The sequence below is a fragment of the Bacteroidota bacterium genome, assembly GCA_016715425.1.
In the GTDB taxonomy this organism is placed as follows: domain Bacteria; phylum Bacteroidota; class Bacteroidia; order Chitinophagales; family BACL12; genus JADKAC01.
This window is the reverse complement of the sequence record JADKAC010000008.1, coordinates 474,251-497,538: the sequence shown is the minus strand read 5'-3', so window position 1 is coordinate 497,538 and position 23,288 is coordinate 474,251. Positions and strand designations below refer to the sequence as shown.

16 protein-coding genes are annotated in these 23,288 nt (G+C 34.7%); 4 read left to right on the top strand and 12 right to left on the bottom strand.

Annotation, left to right across the window (positions count from 1 at the left end; genetic code table 11):
* Nucleotides 1–171: 171 nt before the first annotated feature.
* The 10 genes from IPN31_16155 to IPN31_16110 form a co-directional block, all read right to left on the bottom strand.
* Nucleotides 172–3,297 carry a PKD domain-containing protein gene (locus tag IPN31_16155; protein ID MBK8683409.1) on the bottom strand — a complete coding sequence of 1,042 codons (3,126 nt, stop codon included), beginning with the start codon at nt 3,295–3,297 and terminating at the stop codon, nt 172–174.
* A gap of 3 nt (nt 3,298–3,300) precedes the next feature.
* Nucleotides 3,301–3,696, bottom strand: coding sequence for a hypothetical protein (locus tag IPN31_16150; protein MBK8683408.1), 396 nt, complete (start codon nt 3,694–3,696; stop codon nt 3,301–3,303).
* 185 nt (nt 3,697–3,881) lie between these two features.
* Entirely contained in the window at nt 3,882–4,277 is a 396-nt protein-coding gene (locus IPN31_16145; GenBank protein MBK8683407.1) for a lipocalin family protein, read from the bottom strand.
* A gap of 166 nt (nt 4,278–4,443) precedes the next feature.
* Nucleotides 4,444–5,097: a hypothetical protein gene (locus IPN31_16140; GenBank protein MBK8683406.1), complete on the bottom strand. Its 654-nt coding sequence runs from the start codon at nt 5,095–5,097 to the stop codon at nt 4,444–4,446.
* Between the two features lie 6 nt (nt 5,098–5,103).
* Nucleotides 5,104–8,001 (bottom strand): T9SS type A sorting domain-containing protein, encoded by a 2,898-nt coding sequence (locus tag IPN31_16135; GenBank protein MBK8683405.1) that lies wholly within the window; start codon nt 7,999–8,001, stop codon nt 5,104–5,106.
* Nucleotides 8,002–8,323: 322 nt separating this feature from the next.
* Nucleotides 8,324–9,892 (bottom strand): M28 family peptidase, encoded by a 1,569-nt coding sequence (locus IPN31_16130; protein ID MBK8683404.1) that lies wholly within the window; start codon nt 9,890–9,892, stop codon nt 8,324–8,326.
* A gap of 9 nt (nt 9,893–9,901) precedes the next feature.
* A complete protein-coding gene (gene rpiB, locus IPN31_16125; GenBank protein MBK8683403.1) occupies nt 9,902–10,348 on the bottom strand; it encodes a ribose 5-phosphate isomerase B in 447 nt (148 codons plus the stop codon).
* Between the two features lie 78 nt (nt 10,349–10,426).
* The gene (gene tatC, locus IPN31_16120; protein ID MBK8683402.1) at nt 10,427–11,245 is read right to left on the bottom strand and encodes a twin-arginine translocase subunit TatC; all 819 of its coding nucleotides are present in this window, start codon (nt 11,243–11,245) and stop codon (nt 10,427–10,429) included.
* Nucleotides 11,246–11,263: 18 nt separating this feature from the next.
* Nucleotides 11,264–12,274, bottom strand: a complete 1,011-nt coding sequence (locus IPN31_16115; GenBank protein MBK8683401.1) for an OmpA family protein — start codon at nt 12,272–12,274, stop codon at nt 11,264–11,266.
* A 55-nt stretch (nt 12,275–12,329) separates the two neighbouring features.
* Entirely contained in the window at nt 12,330–13,871 is a 1,542-nt protein-coding gene (locus tag IPN31_16110) for a DUF853 family protein (GenBank protein ID MBK8683400.1), read from the bottom strand.
* 60 nt (nt 13,872–13,931) lie between these two features.
* On the opposite strand from IPN31_16110, the gene radA reads away from it, so the two are divergent.
* Nucleotides 13,932–15,305 (top strand): DNA repair protein RadA, encoded by a 1,374-nt coding sequence (gene radA / locus IPN31_16105; protein ID MBK8683399.1) that lies wholly within the window; start codon nt 13,932–13,934, stop codon nt 15,303–15,305.
* A 297-nt stretch (nt 15,306–15,602) separates the two neighbouring features.
* Here the strand turns inward: radA and IPN31_16100 are convergent, their stop codons facing one another.
* A complete protein-coding gene (locus IPN31_16100) occupies nt 15,603–18,254 on the bottom strand; it encodes a M1 family metallopeptidase (protein MBK8683398.1) in 2,652 nt (883 codons plus the stop codon).
* A 105-nt stretch (nt 18,255–18,359) separates the two neighbouring features.
* Here IPN31_16100 and IPN31_16095 point away from each other — a divergent pair, with 105 nt between their 5' ends.
* The gene (locus tag IPN31_16095; GenBank protein ID MBK8683397.1) at nt 18,360–18,848 is read left to right on the top strand and encodes an acetyl-CoA carboxylase biotin carboxyl carrier protein subunit; all 489 of its coding nucleotides are present in this window, start codon (nt 18,360–18,362) and stop codon (nt 18,846–18,848) included.
* A gap of 159 nt (nt 18,849–19,007) precedes the next feature.
* Here IPN31_16095 and IPN31_16090 read toward each other — a convergent pair whose 3' ends face one another.
* Nucleotides 19,008–19,964, bottom strand: a complete 957-nt coding sequence (locus tag IPN31_16090) for a KpsF/GutQ family sugar-phosphate isomerase (GenBank protein MBK8683396.1) — start codon at nt 19,962–19,964, stop codon at nt 19,008–19,010.
* 775 nt (nt 19,965–20,739) lie between these two features.
* On the opposite strand from IPN31_16090, the gene IPN31_16085 reads away from it, so the two are divergent.
* On the top strand, nt 20,740–22,458 hold the full coding sequence (locus IPN31_16085) for a hypothetical protein (GenBank protein MBK8683395.1): 1,719 nt from the start codon (nt 20,740–20,742) through the stop codon (nt 22,456–22,458).
* A gap of 7 nt (nt 22,459–22,465) precedes the next feature.
* Entirely contained in the window at nt 22,466–23,086 is a 621-nt protein-coding gene (locus IPN31_16080; GenBank protein ID MBK8683394.1) for a hypothetical protein, read from the top strand.
* Nucleotides 23,087–23,288: the final 202 nt, after the last annotated feature.

Below are 23,288 nucleotides of genomic sequence, written 5' to 3'. Positions count from 1 at the left end.
AAGTGAATGGTGAAAAATAATTTGCAATAAGCAATAAGCAAAAGGCAATTGTAAATTATAAATTATAAATGGTGAATGAAAAATCAGTGGTGGTTTTTTTTAAACCTGAAACCCGAAACACGAAACTTTTTTTTCATTGTCAATTCTCCACTTTCAATTGTCAATTTTTTTCTATTCAATTACCAAACCTTTTCCAAAAACAGAATCTGTGGTTTTTATTTCTAATAGATAAATTCCTTTAGTCAATGCTAGCAAATTTATTTCTGTATTTGCTGTATTGATTTTTTGAGAATACACAAGTTGACCTACACTGTTTTTTATTTGCAATTGAAATGCATTAAATACTTGATTTATTTGCAATGTAAAAATGCCATTGTTTGGATTTGGATAAATAAGTATTTCTGAAATTCCTAAAATATTTTCTATAGCAGTATTCTCTTTTACTTCTACCGTTAATGATGCTTCACTGCTGCAATCAAAATCATTTGTAACGGTTACTGTGTATTCTGTTGTTTCAGTTGGATTTGCAATTGGATTTGCAATAGTTGGATCACTTAATCCTGTTGTTGGAACCCAGCTAAAAATAATTCCTCCGCTTGCTGAAAGTGTTGTTGACTCACCTGAAATAATTGTTACATCTCCACTTGTAATTACCTCAGGACTTGGATTTACAATTGCACTAACTACAACTCTTTCACTCACACATTCAGGCTCACGCACTTTCCAATCGAAAAAGAAATAATAAAAATCCAACTCCTCTCCTTCCACATTAGAACCGGTTAAAGAAATAACATCCGCTATTGAATACGGATAATCCGGTGAGCCATCATTGATGCGAAATAAATCCACTAAATCACCCGTAACTTTTATATAATAATTATCATTCGGTTCTAAATTAAATCCGAGTTCAACTATGGATTCACCTGAGGGAATATTAATGGTTGTTGATTGAATTACCGGACCGCCCTCGCCATCTAATACTTCTATTGTTCTTTCACCTGATGAAACTGCATATACTTTTACACTTTCAATTATGATTGGAATTTCAACATTAAAAAATATACCTCTGGAATCATTGCTATCAAAATAACCACCACTGCCAAAACTATTATCAACCGGCCCAACAGATAGCAATGGAGCTTCAATTAATTCTTCTGCAAAATAATTTGTTGTGATATCCGGTGCAATTGAAAAAGTATCTCCACTATAAATAATTGTTTCGCTTTCCAATGCATCATACCAATTAATTATTCCTCCGGATAATGTGGTTGCAGATAATGCAGCAGATTCACCGGCACAAATAGTATCATTAAAAACAATTGGTGCTTCGGGCTTATTCACTTCAATAAATGCGGTATATGAAATCATATCCTCACCCACAGGATTTGCAACAGAAAGTGTTACAGTATAAATTCCGTTAGCAGTATATAAATGCAATGGATTTTTTTCAGTAGATGTTATTCCATCACCAAAATCCCAAAACCATTCTTCAGGGTAATTATCAGATTGATCAGTGAATTGAATTTCGCCTGTACAGGTACTTGTTATGTTTGCAGTAAAAGCAGCAGTTGGAGAAAAATAAACGAAGTCATGTGAGCTTAATAACAAATCAGAAATAAGAATTGCACCTAAAGTAGTTTCATCAAAATCAAAACGCACATTTGTAATTGCACTTAAATCAACTCCTGTAAAATCAGCTAACGGAATTTTAATTGTGTTATGCATAATGCGGGGTAAAGTAGAACCAAAATCTCCCGGTGGAAAAAATAATGCATTGCTGTAATCACTAACAGATACTACACTTGAATTTCCATCTGCATCAATCAACTCCACATTAAAATCTAATGCAGTACTTGCATCCACAAAATTTACACTTGCACGAAATTGTATTGCATCAAACTGGGTGAAATCTTGCATGTCGTCGGGTAATGCATTATCATAATAATCGTCATCTGAATTCCATGCAATTCCCAATTGTGATAATCCATTATAACTACTACAATGTGGCTCCTGCGAATAACCTAAATCCAAACAATAACTTTCATAATAATCATCGCCACAAATATCAAAACTTGTTAATCCATTTGTAGTAACATCAGCCGAAAGATTATTCATTGATTCTGCATCTTCAGTTGCTTGTGTATTTAAATTTATTTTTTTTCTATTACTTGGTTGAAAAGAAATAAATACCTGACTTGAATCTAAAGTGGAAGATACTGGTGGAATAACATCATCCACTTCCATGTAGGGAGCAAATGCATTTTCACCACCAATATAATATCGGAAAAAAGCACTGGCATAAGCAAGTAAAGAATTGCGTTGAGTATCATTATCCAAGCGATCATTATCAGGATTACTTGTGCCGCAGTGTTCATCATTTTGAAACCAATCCACATAGTCCCAATCATCGGAAGTACCCGCAGGAAATAATCCCGGTGTCCATGTTGTATTAAAATAATTGTGATTGGCACCTAGCAATAACATTCCATGTTTTGGCGCTTCATCATCCATATCAAGATATCTTGCATCATCATAAAAATGTACGCCTTGCAAATCAGAAACATCACCATCGCAATACGGTGCAAGATTTAATAATGGTGTGCCCGTTAATACATGCCGATTAAAATCAACCGGTGCTAAAGTCAACACTGCATTTATACCATAAGGACTTCCCAATTCTTTATTATAAAGCGCATTAAAAATTACACCTTCACCACCACGGGAATGACCCATTGTGCCGATATTATTCATATCTAATTTCCCGACGAAAGTAGTACCGAACGGATCACCACCAACTGTATTCCAGGTGTTCCATAAATCGAGATGATATTGTATTAATTCACCTCGAGCCTGCATGCCGTAATCTGCAACAAAATTATCTGTGGAGCTAATACTATTTGCAGAAATAGAAATAACTATATATCCTAAACTTGCAAAATGTTCTGCCAGATAATCATAACCGGTATAACTCGGAATAGCGGTATAACTTCCGGTGCAAGGCCATGCAATATTTGTGTTGCCGGTGGCAGGATTAAAACAAGTGGAATGCCTGCCATGTAAAAACAACAACACTGGAAATGGTCCGTCGGATAAATCTTCGGGATAATGCACGGAGCCTGTAACTTCTACAGCATCAGGAAAAGATGGAGGCGTATATGCTTCATCCCCAAAATCATATTCTTGAGATGCTACAGTGTATGCACCATCAATTCCGGGGTCGGGTGTTTGTGCAATTAGGTAAGATATATTTATACAAAAAAATATTACGAATACAGATGAATAGAATTTGAATTGCATAATTTATTTTTTCAATTTACCGAGATGAAAAACTTGCTGATCAGTTTGTTTTGCGTTAGCAGGATTATAATTGCCATAAGCTAAAACTACTTCATCATCCGCATGCAGTAATTGATAATCATTCAGCAGAATAAAAAATACAATTTTAGTTTCATCGCCATCGGGATGTAGGTTGCGCAAAAAATATTTTTCTCCGATGTACAACACATAGCGATTATCACCAACAATAAAATGCTGATCGGATTGTATTAATATTTCTATGTTTTCTGCATTTTCGGTAATGGAAACTATCTGCACATTCGGAGCAGTTGCTTGTGCATATATTGAATTTCCAGAAAAAATTGTAGTGATTATAAAAATTAAAAATGCCATTGAAAGGCGAAGAGAAGAATTTTGCATGCACGAAAATAAATAAAATAGATACAGTGTATTAGATTTTTACAAAGTGATGGCTAATTGAATTCGTGGCTAATCCTTTTAGATGTTTGCACTAGGTTTACGGACTAATTATTTTTAAGCCCTCAAGAACTCTACTGAAACGAAGATAGTTTTTCATTTTGCTGATGCGGGAACAAAAGAGATTTCTATTTAATCCGCACTAATTCTAAAATATCATCCGGATAAGGAAGTAAGTTCCATTTCATATAATCATCTTCCCATTCAAGAATAGTATAGTGCACATCCGAATTATCAGATAAGGTTGTCGTCAGCATATTATTGTTAAGCTCCCAGGTAAATGTTCTTGTAAAAGATGTGTCGGAATATGCTGAATGCAATTCATAGAAATAGGAGCCATTACAAGTTTCTTTTTTTCCGCATTCTTCAAAAGTAAATTGCCATTGATTATCTACATATACAGAGTCTATATTAATAACATCCCAAGTGCCTGTTAAATTTTTTTCTAATTTATTTTCCTTGCTGCATGAGATAGTAAATAGTATTACTACACTCATTAGGATAATTCCGAAATAATATTTCATATATTTTAATTTTTAGAGTTTAAATAATAAGATTTATAAATTATGGTATTTGTATTTTGATTAAAAATTGTGTTTTCTGTTTAGTGAAATTGTTTTATGATTTTCATTTTCTAATTAGAATACTTCTTCCTTCATTTTCACAGTATAATCTTTGTCTATAATTCACTCATTCAATAGTTGCAGTTACAAATATGGTATCGTTACAATACTTATTAATAGTAAATTCTTGTTTATCATATACACTATTGTATTCATTAATCCACCATATCATTTCCCAATTGTAACCTTCATAAATCATACCTATTAATGGCACGTTTGTGTAGGTATATAAAATTCCGGATGTTAGCGGACAGGGAACTCTTAAACCATCGGGTGATCCACCTGCTGCAGAAATATCTGATATAGTTAAAGTATCTCCCATGATGTAAGAATTTATTACGTTCAAACTTAATTGTATACTGTAAGTAGGATGTCGAAATACATTAACTTCTGCTATTTCCAAATTCCATGGTATAAAATCCATTAAATTATTTGTTCCTTCACGGAAATGAATGGCACCTATACCATCATGATTAAATTCAAGTCTGAAATATCCAGTGGAATCAGTATAACCAGTAGCTAGAGATCCACCAGTATCATCAATCAATCCTATTTCATAATCCTGAAACAGGTTTACTTCATGATTTATTTTAGGTTCCATATTACAATCTTCATATAGGTATCCGCTAAAAATCTGAGTATTCCCAATAGGTGGCTTTGCTATATCACAAGTAATAAAGATTAGAGAAAATAATATTAAATAAATGCAATGCTTTTTCATAAGTGGCTATTTAATTATTAATATTTGAGTATTTGCTTGTTTATAGTTATTACTTATATTTATTACATACATACCTTGTGGTAAAAATGAAAGATTTAGAATGGATTGATTTAAATCTTCCAGAGCAAATTCTTTTTTATAATAAACAATTTTTCCTAATGTATTTAATACATTAATTATTACCTCCCCCTTACTATGTAGCGTATAATTAAGAATTAATTCCTTACCATTATTAGGATTTGGAAAAGCGAGAAGAATATTTTTAAACTCTTCTGTAAATGTGAATTCATTTTCCAAATCAGCTAATCGTTCAATTGGAGTTTTATAATTCGTGCAGCAGATATACAATGGTTCATTTACTCGTGTGGTATCTGAACTTAGAGGCGAACCATATTGGAATGCAGGAATAACAGGAGTTCCGGTTTTATCATATTGAAATATAGCATGTCCCGGACTTTGAATAATGAATGCTGCTTTTTTTGAATAAACTCCTAAAACTCTTATATCAGGATTTGGATTTATATATCCCACATATTCATAATGCGGATTTCTCTTGTTCACTCGTATATTAAATTCTGTTTGGTATTTACCTGTCCATGGTAGAATGTTATTTTCTAAATAGAGTTCTTCATCGCCTATTTCTAAATTAATAAATCCTCGCTTAACCGAATCATCTACTCCTATGCAAGTATAATAGGTAAAAGGATCATTCGGAGCTGCCGTCTGTGTAATATTATAGATGTAATCATTCCTAAAATAAGAATGAGCATTATTTGGATAAAGAGAAGGATATCCACTCGGAATCCCAATAATTACATCCGCCTTCACCCTATTCAGATTTGTATTGACACTTAGCGTTTCAATATTGAGGTTAAGCGGGTAAGTAGTACCCAATGTACCATAATCAAGTGCACTCTGCAAAGGTACATGGCAGAAATAGGAGCCGTCAGAGCAGACAGATAAATCAAAATTTACACTTGCAAACCCCTCCCACCCAATATGTGAATCTATTGTAAAACAGCCATCTCCATCATTAGACGTATGCCATGATGCAACATTAAAGAGCCACCACTGTGAAAGTTGATTCGGGTTATCAAATTCATGGGTTCCCACTAACTTTAAATCCGGAGGGAAATAACCTCCTGCATTTATACTATATGGTTTTGTTGTAGCATATTCATCAACATCAAAAAGAGAATTGTATCCGGTTTCTATTTTAACGCCAAACCAATAAAGCTTAAGCGCTATTGTATATCTACCCGCATTTGCAGCATAGATATGTCCGTATCCATCAAAGTCTGTATTACATTCTAAATCAGCTCCAAAAAGTGGCACTTTAATCCAGAGTGCTCTGGCAAAAAGTTCCGTACTGAAATCAACAAGCCTATCTCCAGCTACTCTATCATCACCTGTATAAATATTAGTTTGAGGCTCACCGGCAAGCGAACCATTGCTCATGGCAACCACTTTTGCGTACTTGGGATAATTCCCCAAACTGTTAAGTTGTGTGAAAAATTTATTCTTTTCGGAACGAGCCGTATAAGTGGATCCGCTTTTTGTATCCACATGATAAATAAATGTCTGTTGCGCTGCCTGAGCATTAATACCGAAATTGAAGATAGTTGCAGAAATGGTTAGAAAAGGTCCAATATAATGAGAAATTAATGCAAAGAATCCATTATAAGCATGCTGTATTGATAAAGGAAGTATTGCACCCTGATGGGGAGAATCATCAGTAATTAATAAACGGGTATTATGCATTTTTTCTTTATGGTTAACAGTTGTAGGCAGGTCATCTAAATAAGGATGTAATAGAAGATATACTATATTATTTTCATCATATTCATCTTGAAAAAAAGCATCATAATTTTCACTTTGATATTGTTGATGCTCCATAAAAGTGGGGGTGTATCTGGCAATAACTCCTCCTATACTTCTGCCCACAATAACAAACTGCTCATCGTCTGTACTTATACCTTTTAAATATTCAAGAAAATTGAGAAGGTATAAGGCATTAAACCGTATATCAATGCCACTGCGTTTCCAATCAACTACCAAAAAATTATAACCATCATTTTGTAATTGAATAATAGGATCGGGCGCAATTTGCTTGCTGTATATATCTGCCGCAGTGCGATTGGAAAATGGAAATATATCTCCAATATCAAACCCTTCTAAATAAATAATGAGCCTACCTGAATTTTCAATATGATTATATCCTTCATAAACTCCTACTGTCATTCCTGGTATAAATGTCCATGTTTCATCAGGTGGTATTAACGGGTCATCACCTAATATAAGCAAACGAGATTGAGAAAAATCTACCAGTGTGCCAACAACATTAAAGATGGCTGCTTTAATTAATTTTTTTCCTCCATCAGCATATATTACTTGATGATTGGTGATTGTATTTATATTGAAATTTATCCAACCTAAACCATCGCCAAAATCTATTTTTAATGTCCAGTTATTTTGTATTAAAAAAGCATAATAAGCCGCATCTAAAAAAATAAATTGTGGATCAATGCGAAATACAGGATTCGTATAATCGGAGGAACCAATTAATGGTGCAGCAACAAAAAGCGCATTGCTTAAATATGGCCATGAACCTGAAGGATAATGCTCGGTAAGAATCGTATTAATTGTATCAAAGTCGAAGTAGGTACCCGTGTGAAGTGCTTCATCTTTAAATTTATAATAAGAGTAACGCATTACACCCATAGGTATAGTATCGGAATAATAACCATGGGCATGCATAAATACCGTGTCGGGAATTGTATAAGTTGTAGTATCATAAGCTGCATGAAACATTTCACTATAGATGGAATGCCACATATCTGCACTTAATGTATCCGCAGTATTATTTGTCGCATAAAAAACACTATCACTTATTTTGGCAGACATGTCATACAGAAATTTTAGTGAAGGTGTAGGTTTATCAAGATCAACAAATAAGGCTCTTAACTGGGCATTCAAACTGTTGAGGGGGGGGGGCTTTGTGCGTAAACATTTTGAGAAAATGAAAATACGAAAGCCAATAAACAAGGGTAGATTAACTTTTTCATATCAGGGTATTTTAATGAAAGGTAGATAGTAATTTTTTAAAATACAACGATTATGCAAAATAATTTTTGTTCTATCGATTAAGATCCCTACCATCCGAAACCCTCTATATTTTTTATGTTCCCACAAGTTACCCGCAGGGAACTCTGCGGATTCAAAAAAATCATTCCTTCACATCCACCTTTATTCTTCTTTCCATATTGGCAATAGACCACAGATCGTGATAAACTAATAGCACTCGTTCTTCAAGCAATGGGAAGTGAATATTTTCTATATCATCGGTAGGTTTATGATAATCAGCATGTGTGCCATTAAAGAAAAATATAATGGGAATATTATTTTTTGCAAAGTTGTAATGATCGCTGCGGTAATAATATTTATTCGGATCATCGGTGGTGTTGTATGTATAATCCAGATTCAGATTAGTATATGTTTTTGCATTGTACGCATTTATTTCATGCAATTCTTTACTTAAAAAATCAGAACCGATGATATAGATATAATTGGTGTCCGCAATGTGTGCATCATCCACTCTGCCTATCATATCAATATTTAAATTCGCTACTGTATTTGCTAATGGAAACACCGGATTATCGGTGTAATATTCTGAACCATATAATCCGAGTTCTTCTCCGGTAAAAGATAAAAACAATACACTGCGTTTTAAAGGATACCCCGCATTTTTTGCCTGCATAATTGCATTCGCCATTTCTAATAATCCTACCGTTCCCGAACCATCATCATCTGCTCCATTATATACAACTCCGTCTTCAATTCCTAAATGATCGTAGTGCGCAGATACAATTACCAACTCCTCTTTTAATTCACCACCTTCAATATATCCCAACACATTTTCTGTTTCTGTTACATTCACATTCTTCTCCACTATAAAATGCAATTTATTCTTTGTTGTATAAGAAACAGTTGTCAATGTATTTTGCATTTCTGTTTTTGCTTTACTCAATTTTTTTCCGTCGAGTAATTCATCGCCAACATGAGGTGCAATAAAAGCATACGCACAAAACGGAGACGGTGTATAATCTTTTTTTAATTTCAATGAAGAAGATGTCAAATAATTTACAAAGTATTTACTGCTTGCTACTCGTTCAATTTCTTCATCAATAATAAATATACATTTCACCTGATGTTGTGTGGCAGTTTCAATCTTCTTATCCCATTCCGTACTCCATTCAGATAATTCATCCGAACCTGTAATTAATGATTTTTCATTTTGCTTTGGTTCACCTTGCAACACCACAATTACTTTCCCCGCAACATCTATATTCTTATAATCACTATAAGCGCTATCGTCAATGCCGTAACCAAGAAATATAATTTCAGTGGATTGTATATCTGCACTATTACTTGAATTTGGAAATGCATAAAAATCACGAATGAATTGATATTTTTCTTTTCCAATATTCAATTGCATATCACCCAAACCAATTTCCATAAGTTCAAATTTTTGATAGTAAGAATCTGTTCCGGGCAAAGGTGGAATTCCAATGCTCTTATAATAATTGCTGATATATTCCGCTGCCATTTGTTGTCCTTTTGTGGCAGTACCTCTTCCTTCATATTCGTCGGAGGCAATTATGCTGAGATGTGTTTTTAATTCAGCAGCAGTAATTGTGTTTGCAAATTGCAGCCGTGGATCCGCTAAACGTTCTTGCGCAGATACAGAAAATAATGCGATGTAAAAACCGCAAATCAGAAATAATAATTTTTTCATAATCACAAATTAATAACAGCCCTTAGTCATTTTATTTACACGATTCTGATGGCGACCACCTTCAAAATCTGTGGTTAAAAATGTTTTGGTAAACTGCATAGCATCATCTAAAGAAATAAATCGTGCAGGCAAACAAATCACATTTGCATTATTATGTGATCTTGCCAAAGAAGAGAGTTCATTCTGCCAAACAATTGCAGCACGAATATCTTTATGTTTATTTGCAGTGATAGCAACACCATTTGCGCTACCACAAATAAGAATTCCTAATTTCGATTCCCCGCTTTCAATACTATTTGCAACAGGATGTACAAAATCAGGATAGTCCACCGACTCTTCGGAATATGTTCCGAAATCTTTTACTTCATATCCCAAATCTTTTAGGAATGGAATAAGCGTTTCACGCACTTGATATCCTGCATGGTCGCAACCAATAGCTATTGTTTTTGTATTCATATAGCAAAGGTAAAATTATTAGACACTGAAAAAAAATCCTATGTAACTATGTGGTGAAAAAAACATTGTAGAATTATATTATTCAGCCGCTTCCCGTTTGCGATTATTTTTTTCTACCCGCATTACTACAATAATACTTACCTCATAAAGTACCCATAATGGAGTGGCTACTAAAAACAAACTGAATGCATCACCCGATGGTGTAATGATAGCTGCTAATACCAAAGAAAATACAAAAGCAAATTTGCGTTGCGCTGCCATAAATTCTCTTGTAAGCAATCCGATTTTTGCAAGGAAATATGCAATCATCGGTATTTCAAAAATTACTCCTGTCCACAACACCATACCTGTTAATATGCCGAGATAAGAATCGAAAGTAAATTGATTTTGAATAGACTCACTTAATTGAAAATTTGCGAGAAAATTTATTGAGAATGGTGCCAATAAAAAATATCCGAAGAAAGCACCGATATAAAAAAGCAGCGTAGCAATAAAAATTATTCCACCCAGATTTTTCATTTCATTTTCATACAAAGCCGGTTTTACAAATCGCCATATTTCCCAAAGGATATATGGAAATGCAAGTATTGCTCCGCCCATAATTGCAATGCGGATATATAATAAAAATGGTGAGGATAAATTCAGATAAAATAATTCGTAATCAAATTCGGTGAAACACAATCCATCAATATGTAAATAATTGCCGAGATAACAGAATAATCTATACGTCGGAAAATCCGGATTTTTTGGTGCAAGAATTACATAGTCAAAAATGTATTGCGGATAGAGCAAGAAGAAAATAGCAAAGAATATTATCACCAATAAAATGCGGATAATATGCCAGCGCAAATCTTCCAGATGTTCAATAAACGACATCTCATTACGAGCCTTTCGCATTGGCGACATATAGCTAAATTATTGGTCGGCCATTTTATTCAATATATCTGCAATGACAGTTAGATCAGGCATGATAACTATTTCTGTTCTGCGATTTAATGAACGCCCCGATGCATCACTATTAGAGGCTACAGGTTGAAATTCACCGGAGCCGGCTGCTTGCAACATTTTTGCATCCACACCATATTCAGTTGTAAGAATTTTTACAATTGTAGTAGCACGCAACACACTCAAATCCCAGTTGTCTTTCGGATAATTTGCACTCTTCAAAGGCACATTATCGGTATGTCCTTCCACCATAATGCGCACATCTTTTTGTTCACGCAATGCATCAGCCACTTGCTTTAATGCCTTCTTACCATTTGCATCAATGGTTGTACTTCCGGAGGCAAATAATAATTTCTCAGAGATATTAATATAAATTCTGCCACCTCTTTGTTCAATCGTTAAATCACTTGAATTAAAACCAGCTAATGCTTTTTCTAACGAACCCATTACGCTGGAAAGTTTTTCATTTAATGAATTAATAGCAGTTTCCAATTCTTGAATACGATTTTCTTTTGTAACAATACTTGCTTGCAAAGAATCAATACTTCTTCTCTCGGCTTCTAATTGAAATTCCTTTTGCTGCAACGCCATTTCCTTATCACTTAATAATTTTTCTTTCGCAGTAATATCTTCACTCAATTTCACATTTTCTGATGCCGAAATCGCAAGCAACTGATTGATACGATTATTTAATAAATCTTCCGTTTCACGCAATTGACTGTTAGTGCGCACCATATTATCATAACGATTTTGTAAATCCTCCAGATCATTCGTTCTTCTGCGGATAGTGTCGGATTGTTCTTTTACATAATCCTTTAAACTTTTAACCTCTGCATCCAGATCATCAATTCTGGTATTTAATGATTTCACTTCTGTTTCTGCTTTATCTTTTGCAGTGAGTGTATCCTGATATTGCCTTGCGGGAACACAAGAAATTAAAATTGCTGCGATTGCCGCCGTAAAAAATATTTGCTTATTCATAGTTATAAAATTCGATTCAAAGTTCTACAAAAATATTCAACATCTTTTTTTATTATCAACGTTTCTTCTTCACTAACATATTAAATACTCCACGCAAAACTGTATTAAAAGCAGAACTGGTAACTACTCGTTCTACTGCAGATTTTTGATTTCGTCTTCCACCTTTATGCGGAGCAGGTTCTTTTCTGTCGTTTTCTTTTCTCTGTTCTTCTCGTTCTGTATCTTCTTTTGCCAATTGCTGACTGCGATTTATTTTATCATTTAAAATTTCATAAGCACTTTCCCTGTCAATCTCTTCATTGTATTTGCGGATTAACATTGAAGAGTTATTGAGTGTTTGAATTTCAGTTTCGGATAATACATCCATTCGTGATTGTGGTGCTACTAATAATGTATGTGCTAATGGTGTTGGAATTCCCTTTTCATTTAATGCAGAAATAATTGCTTCACCGATACCGAGATTAGTAAGTAGTTCATCCGTTTTATAATATTCAGTTATTGGATAATTTTCTGAAGTGAGTTTAATTGCCTTGCGATCATTTGCAGTAAACGCTCGCAACGCATGTTGCACTTTTAATCCTAACTGACTAAGCACTTCCGGCGGTACATCTGTAGGCAGTTGAGTACAGAAAAAAATTCCCACTCCTTTTGAGCGAATCAATTTAATAATAGTTTCAATCTGACTTAACAATGCACGGGATGCTTCTTTAAAAATTAAATGTGCTTCATCAATTACAATTACCAATTTAGGTGCAGCTTTATCACCAAGTTCAGGAAAAGTAGAATATACTTCCGCAAGCAAACTCAACATGAACGTAGAAAACATTTTTGGTTTGCTTTGAATATCCGTTAAGCGCAAAATATTGATATAACCTTGTCCTTTATCATTTGTGCGGACCAAATCATTCACATCGAAAGAGCGTTCACCAAAAAATGTTGCAGCACCTTGCTCTTCTATTTCAACTACTTTGCGCAGAATTGTTCCGGCAGTGGAAACACCTATTTTGCCATACTCTTCTGCAATTTCATTTTTACCATCGTTGGTGAGATAGTGTAATGTTTTACGAAAATCTTTTAAATCCAATAAGGGATAATGATTATCATCACAATATTTAAATACTAAAGAAACAGCGCCTTGCTGCGTATCATTTAATTCTAAAATTTTAGAAAATAATACCGGACCAAATTCACTTACAGTTGCACGCAACATTACACCGTGTTCATTTGAAATACTCATCAACTCAACAGGATATGCAGTGGGATTCCATTCTTTTCCAATTTTTTGCATACGCTCAGAGATCTTCGGATTAGAAACTCCCGGTTGTGCAATTCCACTTACATCACCTTTAATATCCATAATCAGCACACTAACTCCTTTATCACTCAATTGCTCGCATAACACCTGTAACGTTTTTGTTTTTCCGGAACCTGTTGCACCCGCTACCAAACCATGTCGGTTAATTGTTGCCAATGGAATATTTATTAAAGTTTGTGGAATTGCAGCGCCATCCAACATAGCAGTTCCCAATGTTATGAAGTCTCCTTTAAATGTGTAACCTGCTGTAATCTCCTGAATAAATTTTTCGGTATTGCTCATCTTATAATGTTATTGGATTTGAATTTAGTTATTTCGCAGTAAAGATAAAAGTCAAAATTGTTGAAAACAGGAAAAACGAAAACAGCCTTCTTTTGTCAGAACTGCGGATTTGAATCTCCAAAGTGGATGGGTAAATGTTCGAGTTGTAACGAATGGAACACATTTGTGGAAGAAGTATTAGTGCGTGGGGAAGAAAAAGAAGAATGGAAAGAAGAACCAAAAAAGAAAGGGAATTCACCGCAATTATTAGAAAGTATAAGTGCAATAGAAGGCGATAGAATTATTACAAGCGATAATGAATTGAACAGAGTGTTGGGTGGTGGAGTTGTGCCGGGTTCTATAGTTTTAATTGGTGGCGAACCCGGAATAGGAAAATCCACTTTGCTATTACAACTTGCATTAGTGTTGTCAGGAATAAAAGTATTGTATGTAAGCGGCGAAGAAAGTGAACAACAAATTAAAATGCGTGCCGATAGAATTGATGGCAACAATCCGGATTTATATATCAGCACAGAAATTTCATTATCGGTTTTATTTAAACAGATAAAACAATTGAAACCGGAATTACTGATAGTGGATTCCATTCAAACATTAAGCAGTGATTTTGTGGATGCAACTGCGGGAAGTATTTCGCAGATAAAAGAATGTGCTGCACAGTTACAACGCTATGCAAAAGAAAGTAACACGCCTGTTTTTATTATCGGGCATATCAATAAAGAAGGATATATAGCCGGGCCAAAAATTTTAGAACACATGGTAGATACCGTGTTGCAATTTGAAGGCGATCATCATTACACGCATCGTATTTTGCGTACCATAAAAAATCGTTTCGGTCCTGCCAGTGAAATAGGTATTTATAAAATGGAAGGTGATGGATTAAAGCAAGTAAGCAATCCGAGTGAATTATTAATTACGCAAAAAGATGAACCGATGAGTGGTGTTGCAATTGGTGCAACGATGGAGGGATTGCGGACAATTTTAATTGAAGTTCAGGCATTGGTTACACCCGCTGTGTATGGTAATCCGCAACGGACTGTAACAGGATTTGATTTGCGCAGATTACACATGTTGCTGGCCGTATTAGAAAAAAGAGGTGGATTGCAATTCGGAAATAAAGATGTGTTTTTAAATATCGCTGGAGGATTCAGAGTGGATGATCCTGCAATGGATTTAGCAATAGCATGTTCGCTGATTTCATCGTTTGAAGATGTTGCTATTCCACAACAATATTGTTTTGCTGCGGAGGTAGGATTGAGTGGAGAATTGCGTGCAGTAAATCGCATTGAACAACGGATAATGGAAGCAGAAAAACTCGGTATGGAAACGATTGTTATTTCCAAACATAACATGCGTAGTTTGCAAGTAAAGAAATTTAATATAGAAGTGCGGGCTCTCGGAAAAATGGAAGAAGTATATCAGGGATTGTTTCAATAAATGAAAATGTTTTTTGGGGAAAAAATTAACCACATAGTCTTTCATTAAAATATTGAGATATCCTGAAAAAAAAATTACACGGAGGTCATGGAGGAAGACACGGAGATGCACGGAGAATAAAATAAAGAACGTAACCACATAGACACATAGGTTAAATCAATTTTTTTACTTTTTTTCTATGTGCCTATGTGGTTAAAAAAAATTACACTTAGCATAACTGAGAAAAACAAAGAGAGTGTTTGGAGTAAAAAAAAAAGGGAGCAAATCACTCCCTTTTTATCAAAAAATAATTTTTATTTAATACTCAGAACTATCATTAATCTTAGTTAATAATCCATCAATATAAGCGATGGCTTCTGTCCATACAGTTTGTGTAGTTTCATCCTGTGCATCCATATTTTCACTATAAAAACCACTGATACCGGATAGATAACTGGTTGAAAAAAATGCAAGCCAACCTGCAGATTCATCAAGTGAAATACTTGCATAAAAATCAGCACCTTTCTTTATCACTTCCAGATCATCCATTCTTTCTAAATAATCACTGTAATAAGTCATGATATAATATCTTTCCCAACCCGGAAATGTTTCCACTGAAGATTCAAATATATGACTGTCTTTTGCCTCGCCCTTTTCAGAAATAATTTGCCATACCACAAACTGAATATTCAAGTTTTTTTCATTGCTGAAATTTCTTGCTTCTGCCAATCCGCTTTCAGGATTTAACACAAACAATTGCATCAATGCAGACCCAACCACACTGTATGCACTATCATTTAAAGCAGAGCGAATTAATTCTTCTGTATTGTTAAGATTCAGTTCCGGCAAACGTGCAATTGCGGATGAACGCACAATACTTTTTTTATCAGACTTTGCCATCATTACAATCTTATCTTTTAATGCTTGCGAAGTCTCAGTATTAATTGTAATTGTATCCAAAGCAAATACTCGAATATTAGCAGCAGGATCGTTTAATGCTTCAGTAAGAACTGCAATTGCATCCGTATTATAATACTGCTGATAAGCGAGTTGTTGCAATGCAGTATATCTGTCTAAATACAATGGACTCATACGATATTGCATTGCTAATTCGGCATCACTTAAATCGCCGGTTATTTCTGCAACCAACATATTCTCTGCATCAAAATTTATAAAATCAGGTTTTGCATCCACATTAAAATAAAATGTTTGCGATGGTCTGTCAATAATAATTCTATGGCGAGTTGCTTTTCCATTTACGTACACATCCACATCCACAGGTAATGTATATATAGGAGCTGGATCTGATTGTAATTGGTCAACAGTTAAACTTGCTTTTCCTGTATATTCATCATAGCCATGACTGTAATATAAATTCGCATGACCGGCATTGAAAAACCATTCATTGAAAAACCAATTTAAATCTTCGCCGGTAACAGCTTCAAAAGCAAGTCGCAGGTTATGAATTTCTACACTGTTATAGGCATTATCTGTTAAGTAATTATTTAGTGATGCGAAGAAGGCATCATCACCCACATATTTGCGCAACATGTGTAAAATTGCACCCCCTTTTGCATAACTATGAGAATCAAACATGTCCTCTTTGTTTTCATAATTAAAGCGAATCATATCCACCATTTTAGATTGTGATTCACTGATATAATTGTTTAAATCTTCCTGCAAATGTTCATCGGCAAAATCTCTTCCGTATTTATGTTCTCTCCATAAATATTCTCCGTATGTTGCAAAGGCTTCATTCAACGGAATATTACTCCATGATTCTATTGTAACTAAGTCGCCAAACCATTGGTGAAATACTTCATGAGAAATTACATCTTCATAATTTTCATCTAATAATTCCCGATCTGTTTGTTGCATAAATTCGCCGTGTAAAGTAGCACTTGTATTTTCCATTGCACCAGAAACATAATCACGAACTATCACCTGAGAATATTTCGGCCAGGGATATTTATAGTTTAATACCTTGCTGTAGAAGGACAACATTTCAGGTGTGTTTCCAAATATATCTTTAGCATATTTTGCATACTCCGGCTCCACATAATAATCTACCGGCATTCCTTCCCAGGTATCTTTTACAATTGCAAATTCACCAATAGCCATCATAAATAAATAAGGTGCATGTGGCTTATCCATTTTCCAATAATCCGTTCTGGTACCATCTGCATTTTTCTTAGAAGAAACCATCACACCATTGGATAAGGTTTTGTATTTATCTTCTATAGTAATATAAATTTCATCGGTTGTTCTTTCATTGGGTTTATCAATTGTTGGAAACCATGCTGAGCTTGCTTCTGTTTCACCTTGTGTCCAAATTTGCATAGGCTTATTCGGATCGCTTCCATCATTATTTATAAAGTATAATCCTTTATCAGATGTAATTGCAAAACTGCCGCCTTCAGGTAAATTATTTGGTTTGGATGTGTATTCAATTAAAATAGTGTAGGATTCTTCCTTTTTAAATTCTCTTCCTAAATCAATAGTGATTTGCAAACTATCATAAGTAAATTGCAAAGGTGTATTTCCATTTGCGTTTACCATTGCTATTGAATTTAAATCCATTCCTTTTGCATCCAATACTAATTGTGATGTTGCATAAAAATAGGGTTTGAAAGTAAGTGTTGCCTTACCATATAAATAGGCTTTTGCCCAATCAAAACTCACTTCAAGTTTGGTGTGTAATAAATCATTAGTGCGTGTATGACTTGCACGATATACTACACTGCTGAATGGACTGATTGTATCTACACCTTCAGATGCATAATCTGAATCATCGTAGTTATAATCATATTCATCATCGTAATTATAATCATCGCCATAATCATAATTATCTGTGTAGCTGGTATCAATATCGCCTTGATAAGCTTCACTTTTGTAAAGCTTTTTTGTTGGGTCGCATTGAGTAAGGATGGGGAGAATTAAAATTAGAATAGCAATACTTCTGAATTTCATTATGAATCTTTTAGTTTTGAATTTTATAACCAGACCGGCAAAGATACCGATTTGATGCATTGAAGAAACTGAATTACCATAACCTAAAGATTAAAAATTGTTAAGATGGCAAAAGTGATAGTGAATGGTTCCACACATTTTGAAATAGAAAATGGAACAATAGATGGAAATGCAGTTTCGGCTGAAATAATAAAAACCGGAGAAAGATTTTTTCATGTTTTGGATAATGGAAAATCCTATACTGTTGAAGTGGTTCGTATTGATGCGGCTACAAAAACAATGATACTTCGAATTAATAATAATGAATATGAAGTCCAGGTGAAAGAGAAGTTAGATCTGTTGTTGGAGAAGATGGGTTTTGATGGAGCAAGCAGTGCTAAAATAAAAGATTTAAAAGCACCAATGCCCGGAGCTGTTTTAGATATTCGTGTAGAGGCCGGACAAACAATTCAGAAAGGGGATGCATTAATTGTGTTGGAAGCAATGAAAATGGAAAATGTTTTGAAAGCACCCGGCGATGCAATTGTAAAAAGTATAGAAGTACAGAAAGGACAGAATGTAGAAAAAAATCATGTGCTGATAATTTTTGAATGATTGTAGAATTGTAGAATCGGGGAATCGTAGAATCGGGGAATTGTTTAACTGTTAAATAGTGGAAGTGTGGAATCTGTGATGAGTAATGAATAATCAGTGATGTTTTTCATTGTCAATTGTCAACTGTCAATTGTCAATTCAAAAACCGATATACTAATACTATCGCTGATATACATCGTGAATACGAATCAATCCTTTTAATTTCCCTAAATCAATAACAGGTAAAACCGATAATTGCGACTTGCGATTTTCCATTAAATCAACTGCAATTTTTAATGTAGCATCTGACGCAACAGAAACAGGATTTGCAGTCATAATTTTTTGCATCGGAATAGAATTAATATCCGTTGTATCAATTAAAATTCTGCGCACATCTCCATCCGTAATTAATCCTACAAAATTTTCATCATCATCAATTACACATGCTGCACCTAAATTATGTTTCGTCATTGCAATTATCAATTCACGAAAATTAGTTGTTGTATTTACAATTGCAATTTTATCTGTGGCATGCATTATATCTGCAACTTTCAATAATAAATTTTTACCCAACTGACCACCCGGATGCAGTCGTGCAAAATCTGTTTCACCAAATCCTTTTGCATGCATCAGCGCAACTGCCATTGCATCACCTAATGCGAGTGCAACTGTAGATGAAGCTGTTGGTGCAAGATTCAAAGTATCTGCTTCTCTTTCCACCGATGCATTAATTACAAAGTCCGATTGCTTTGCAACAGGTGAATCAATATTGCCGATTATTGAAATTATCTTTGAATTGCGTTCTTTAAAAAATGGAATCAGTTGCAACATCTCTGATGATGTTCCACTTTTCGTAAAAAAAATTACCACATCCTCACGATGATAAATTCCGAGGTCACCATGAATAGCTTCTGCCGCATGTAAAAAAACTGCTTCTGTTCCGGTGCTGCATAAAGTAGCCGTAACTTTTTGTGCAATACTTCCGGACTTGCCAATTCCACATACCACCACTTTGCCTTTGCATTGCAAGATAGATTCCACTGCATTATCAAACTGATTATCCAACAACGAAATAGCTCGTTGTATTTGTGTGGATTCAAATCCTAATACTTGTTTTGCTGTATCGCTATGTTGCATTCTGCAAATTTAGGGTAATTGCAGTTTGGAGAACAGTAGAATTGTAGAATTGTAGAATCGTAGAACTGGAGAACTGGAGAACTGTGTAATCGAAAAAAAGCGATGGCGAAGGCTAAGGGCAATGGCTGTTTTGTAGAATTGTAGAATCGTAGAATTGTAGAACTGTGTAACTGTGTAATCGTGTAATCGTGTAATTGTGTAATCGTGTAATTGTGTAATTGTGTAATCGAAAAAAAGCGATGGCGAAGGCTAAGGGCAATGGCTGTTTTGTAGAATTGTAGAATCGTAGAATTGTAGAACTGTGTAATTGTGTAATCGAAAAGAAGAGCATTGTCTGGATCACCGATTTAAATGTTTGCAACGATTTCACAGACATCATAATTTGTAAATTGGTGATGTTTTTTTTCATTGTCAACTGTCAATTGTCAATTTTAAATGGCAATGGCTGTTTTGTAGAATTGTAGAATCGTAGAATTGTAGAACTGTGTAATTGTGTAATCGAAAAGAAGAGCATTGTCTGAATCACCGATTTAAATGTTTGCAAAGATTTCACAGACATCATAATTTATAAATTGGTGATGTTTTTTTTCATTGTCAACTGTCAATTGTCAATTTTAAAGTCAATAGTCAATTTACAAAGTCAATTCTCAATTTCAAAAACCTACTAGATTAAGTAGGTATTCTTACTTGGGTTACATTAACTGTTCAATTATTTTTGGACAAATTGAAATTTGAATAATTTAAAATTCAAAAATGATTAAAAATTAAACACACTATGAAGAAACTATTACCTGTTGTACTTATTGTTGCCGGGCTTTTTCTAGTTGCCTCCGCACTTTTCTTTCCCATTTCACTTGGTGGTGGCAGAGGTGATTTAGATGTAGATATTGTAAAAACAAGTTTTATAATGCCCGCCGCACATAATGTATATTCCAATCCGGATGCATTAAATGGTAAATACTATTTATTTAAAGTGAAGATTACTAATGTTTCCAACGTAAAAATGGAAGATGTGATGGTGAGATACCGTGTTCCCGGATATATTGAATGGACCGAATTAGGTGTGATAGGCGAAATGTTTCCCGATCAATCTGCTGTAGTGGTTTGCTATCCTAAATTCAATGACGACATCACCACAAAAACAAATGAAACAACGGAAAAAGCAGAAATAGAAATTGACTGGAAAGGAGCTTCTGATGATGATATAATTGAAGAAGAATTTGCTTTTAAAATTACTGACAGAAATAAATATGTATTTACCAATGTACCTGCCGAAGAAATTTTAGGTTGGGGAGATGTATTTAGCAATGATGATTTACTGGCTTGTTATGTTACTCCCAACGATCCCATTGTTTCTTATTACACCCAAATACTTCAGGAAAAAGTATTAAAAGGAGAAACAGCATCGGTTACCAAACAATCAAAAGAAGCCGTGCGTTTTCTCGCCGGTATTTATCAGGCTACACTGATGACACACATGGTTTACAGCGGTACAAAAGGCGTCCCCAGTTCACTCGATGATGTACAATCTTTTTCACAACAAAACCGATTGCCGAGAGAAGTGATTACAGGCAATACCGGTTTATGTCTTGAACTCAGTATCCTTTACGCAAGTATTTTATCCCATGCAGGTATAGATCCGCTTATTTTCTTAATACCCGGCCATGCATATCCCGGTTTCAAAATGAATGGCGAATACTATGCAATTGAAGCAACGGGTATTGGTGGTGAAGGTATTGGTCAAATTGCCGATGTAGAATCTGCATTTAATACAGGCATGAAAGAACTACAAGAGTTTTTTCAAAAAGCATCAACAGGCGATCCAAGATATACGATAGTAGATATTCATGCACTCAATCAGCAAGGCGCTGTTCCGATGTCTTTAAAAGACGATCAATTCCTACGGGAAAAAGTAGATCAGCTCGCAATGAATTTTGGTGTAATGAATGCAAATCTCAATCAAGCACCTGCCAAAAATACACAAGGTGGTGGCGGAGGTGGTGGTGGAAACAATAACGGCGGTAATGATGGTGGAGGTAATGATGGCGGCGGCGGTGGAAACAACCAGCAAACGGATAATAATAATAACCAAACATCATCTCAGCAGCGTACACCAGGACCGCTTTCTGCAATGATTCCTTCAGGCTGGCAATATGTAAACAGACCAAATCCGGACATGCCAATTTTTACGGGAACGGCCGTTGCTCCAGACCAGAGTTCAAACATTGGCATTTACGATTTACCTGCCTCCAATATGCAGGATGGCCTGGCTGTTATTGAGCAATATTTCAGTTATTGGGGAAGCACAATGCGCTATAATTTTAATGGCAACACCGCTTCAGGTCAAACCTATTCAGACTACGGCACTTTTACCTGGAAAGCAAAAGGCACAACTACCAGCAATGGTTACCGGATAGTTGCTATTGGCTGTAATCAAAATGTGTATAATCAAATGTCATCAACAATTGATGCTATTTATCAATCAATAAAATAAAGAAATTATGAAACTCACAATAGTTTGTATTTTACTTTGTTCCACTACGCTTTTGTTTGGACAACAAGTAATGAAGCAAAAAATAGAAATGGATCTGGATGCCCAAGGCAGTGCTAGCATCACGGTTTCAATGACAATGGATGCATCTTCCTGGCAGGGATGGTTAGCCACTTATGGCAATAACCCGGCAGTATTTAAAAGAGAAATGGAAAGAGACATGCCTGCATTTTTCTTAGATGATTTCACTTTGGAAAAAGATGAAATGGAACGCAGTTGGACTTTAAAAGTAAAGGCTTACGGCGTTTGTAAAGTAGATAAAAGAGGCAACTGGATTTTGGAAACGGATGATAAAAACATTGACCTTACAGAATTAAATGAAAAGGAATATATGTATGTAACCAGCCCATTAGAATTTGGTGGACAAGTGCAACAATCAAATTTCATTCGCTTTCCAAAAGAATCCAGCAATATTAAAATAGATAAGGATGCATTGGGCAAAACTATTTTTAAGTTTGAAATGAAAAAACAGGAAGCTGGATTTGGTATTCCTGGTTGGGTTGGCGTTGGGCTTATACTTATCGGCTCAGTATTATTTTTTCTTGCACGAAAAAAAACAGGAACAGTATAGAATATTACTTTATTAAAAAATAGTTTGAAAAAAATAATGGTGTAGTAGAAATAAAATCTATTTCTACTACACATTTTTTTTATAGCTATTATGCATTTTAAATTTATCATCTCCATTTAACCTGGCCTAAAAGGAAGTTTCTACATACCTACTATAATTAGTAGGTCAATGTTTGTATGGATTCAGTTTAATTTTGTTAGGA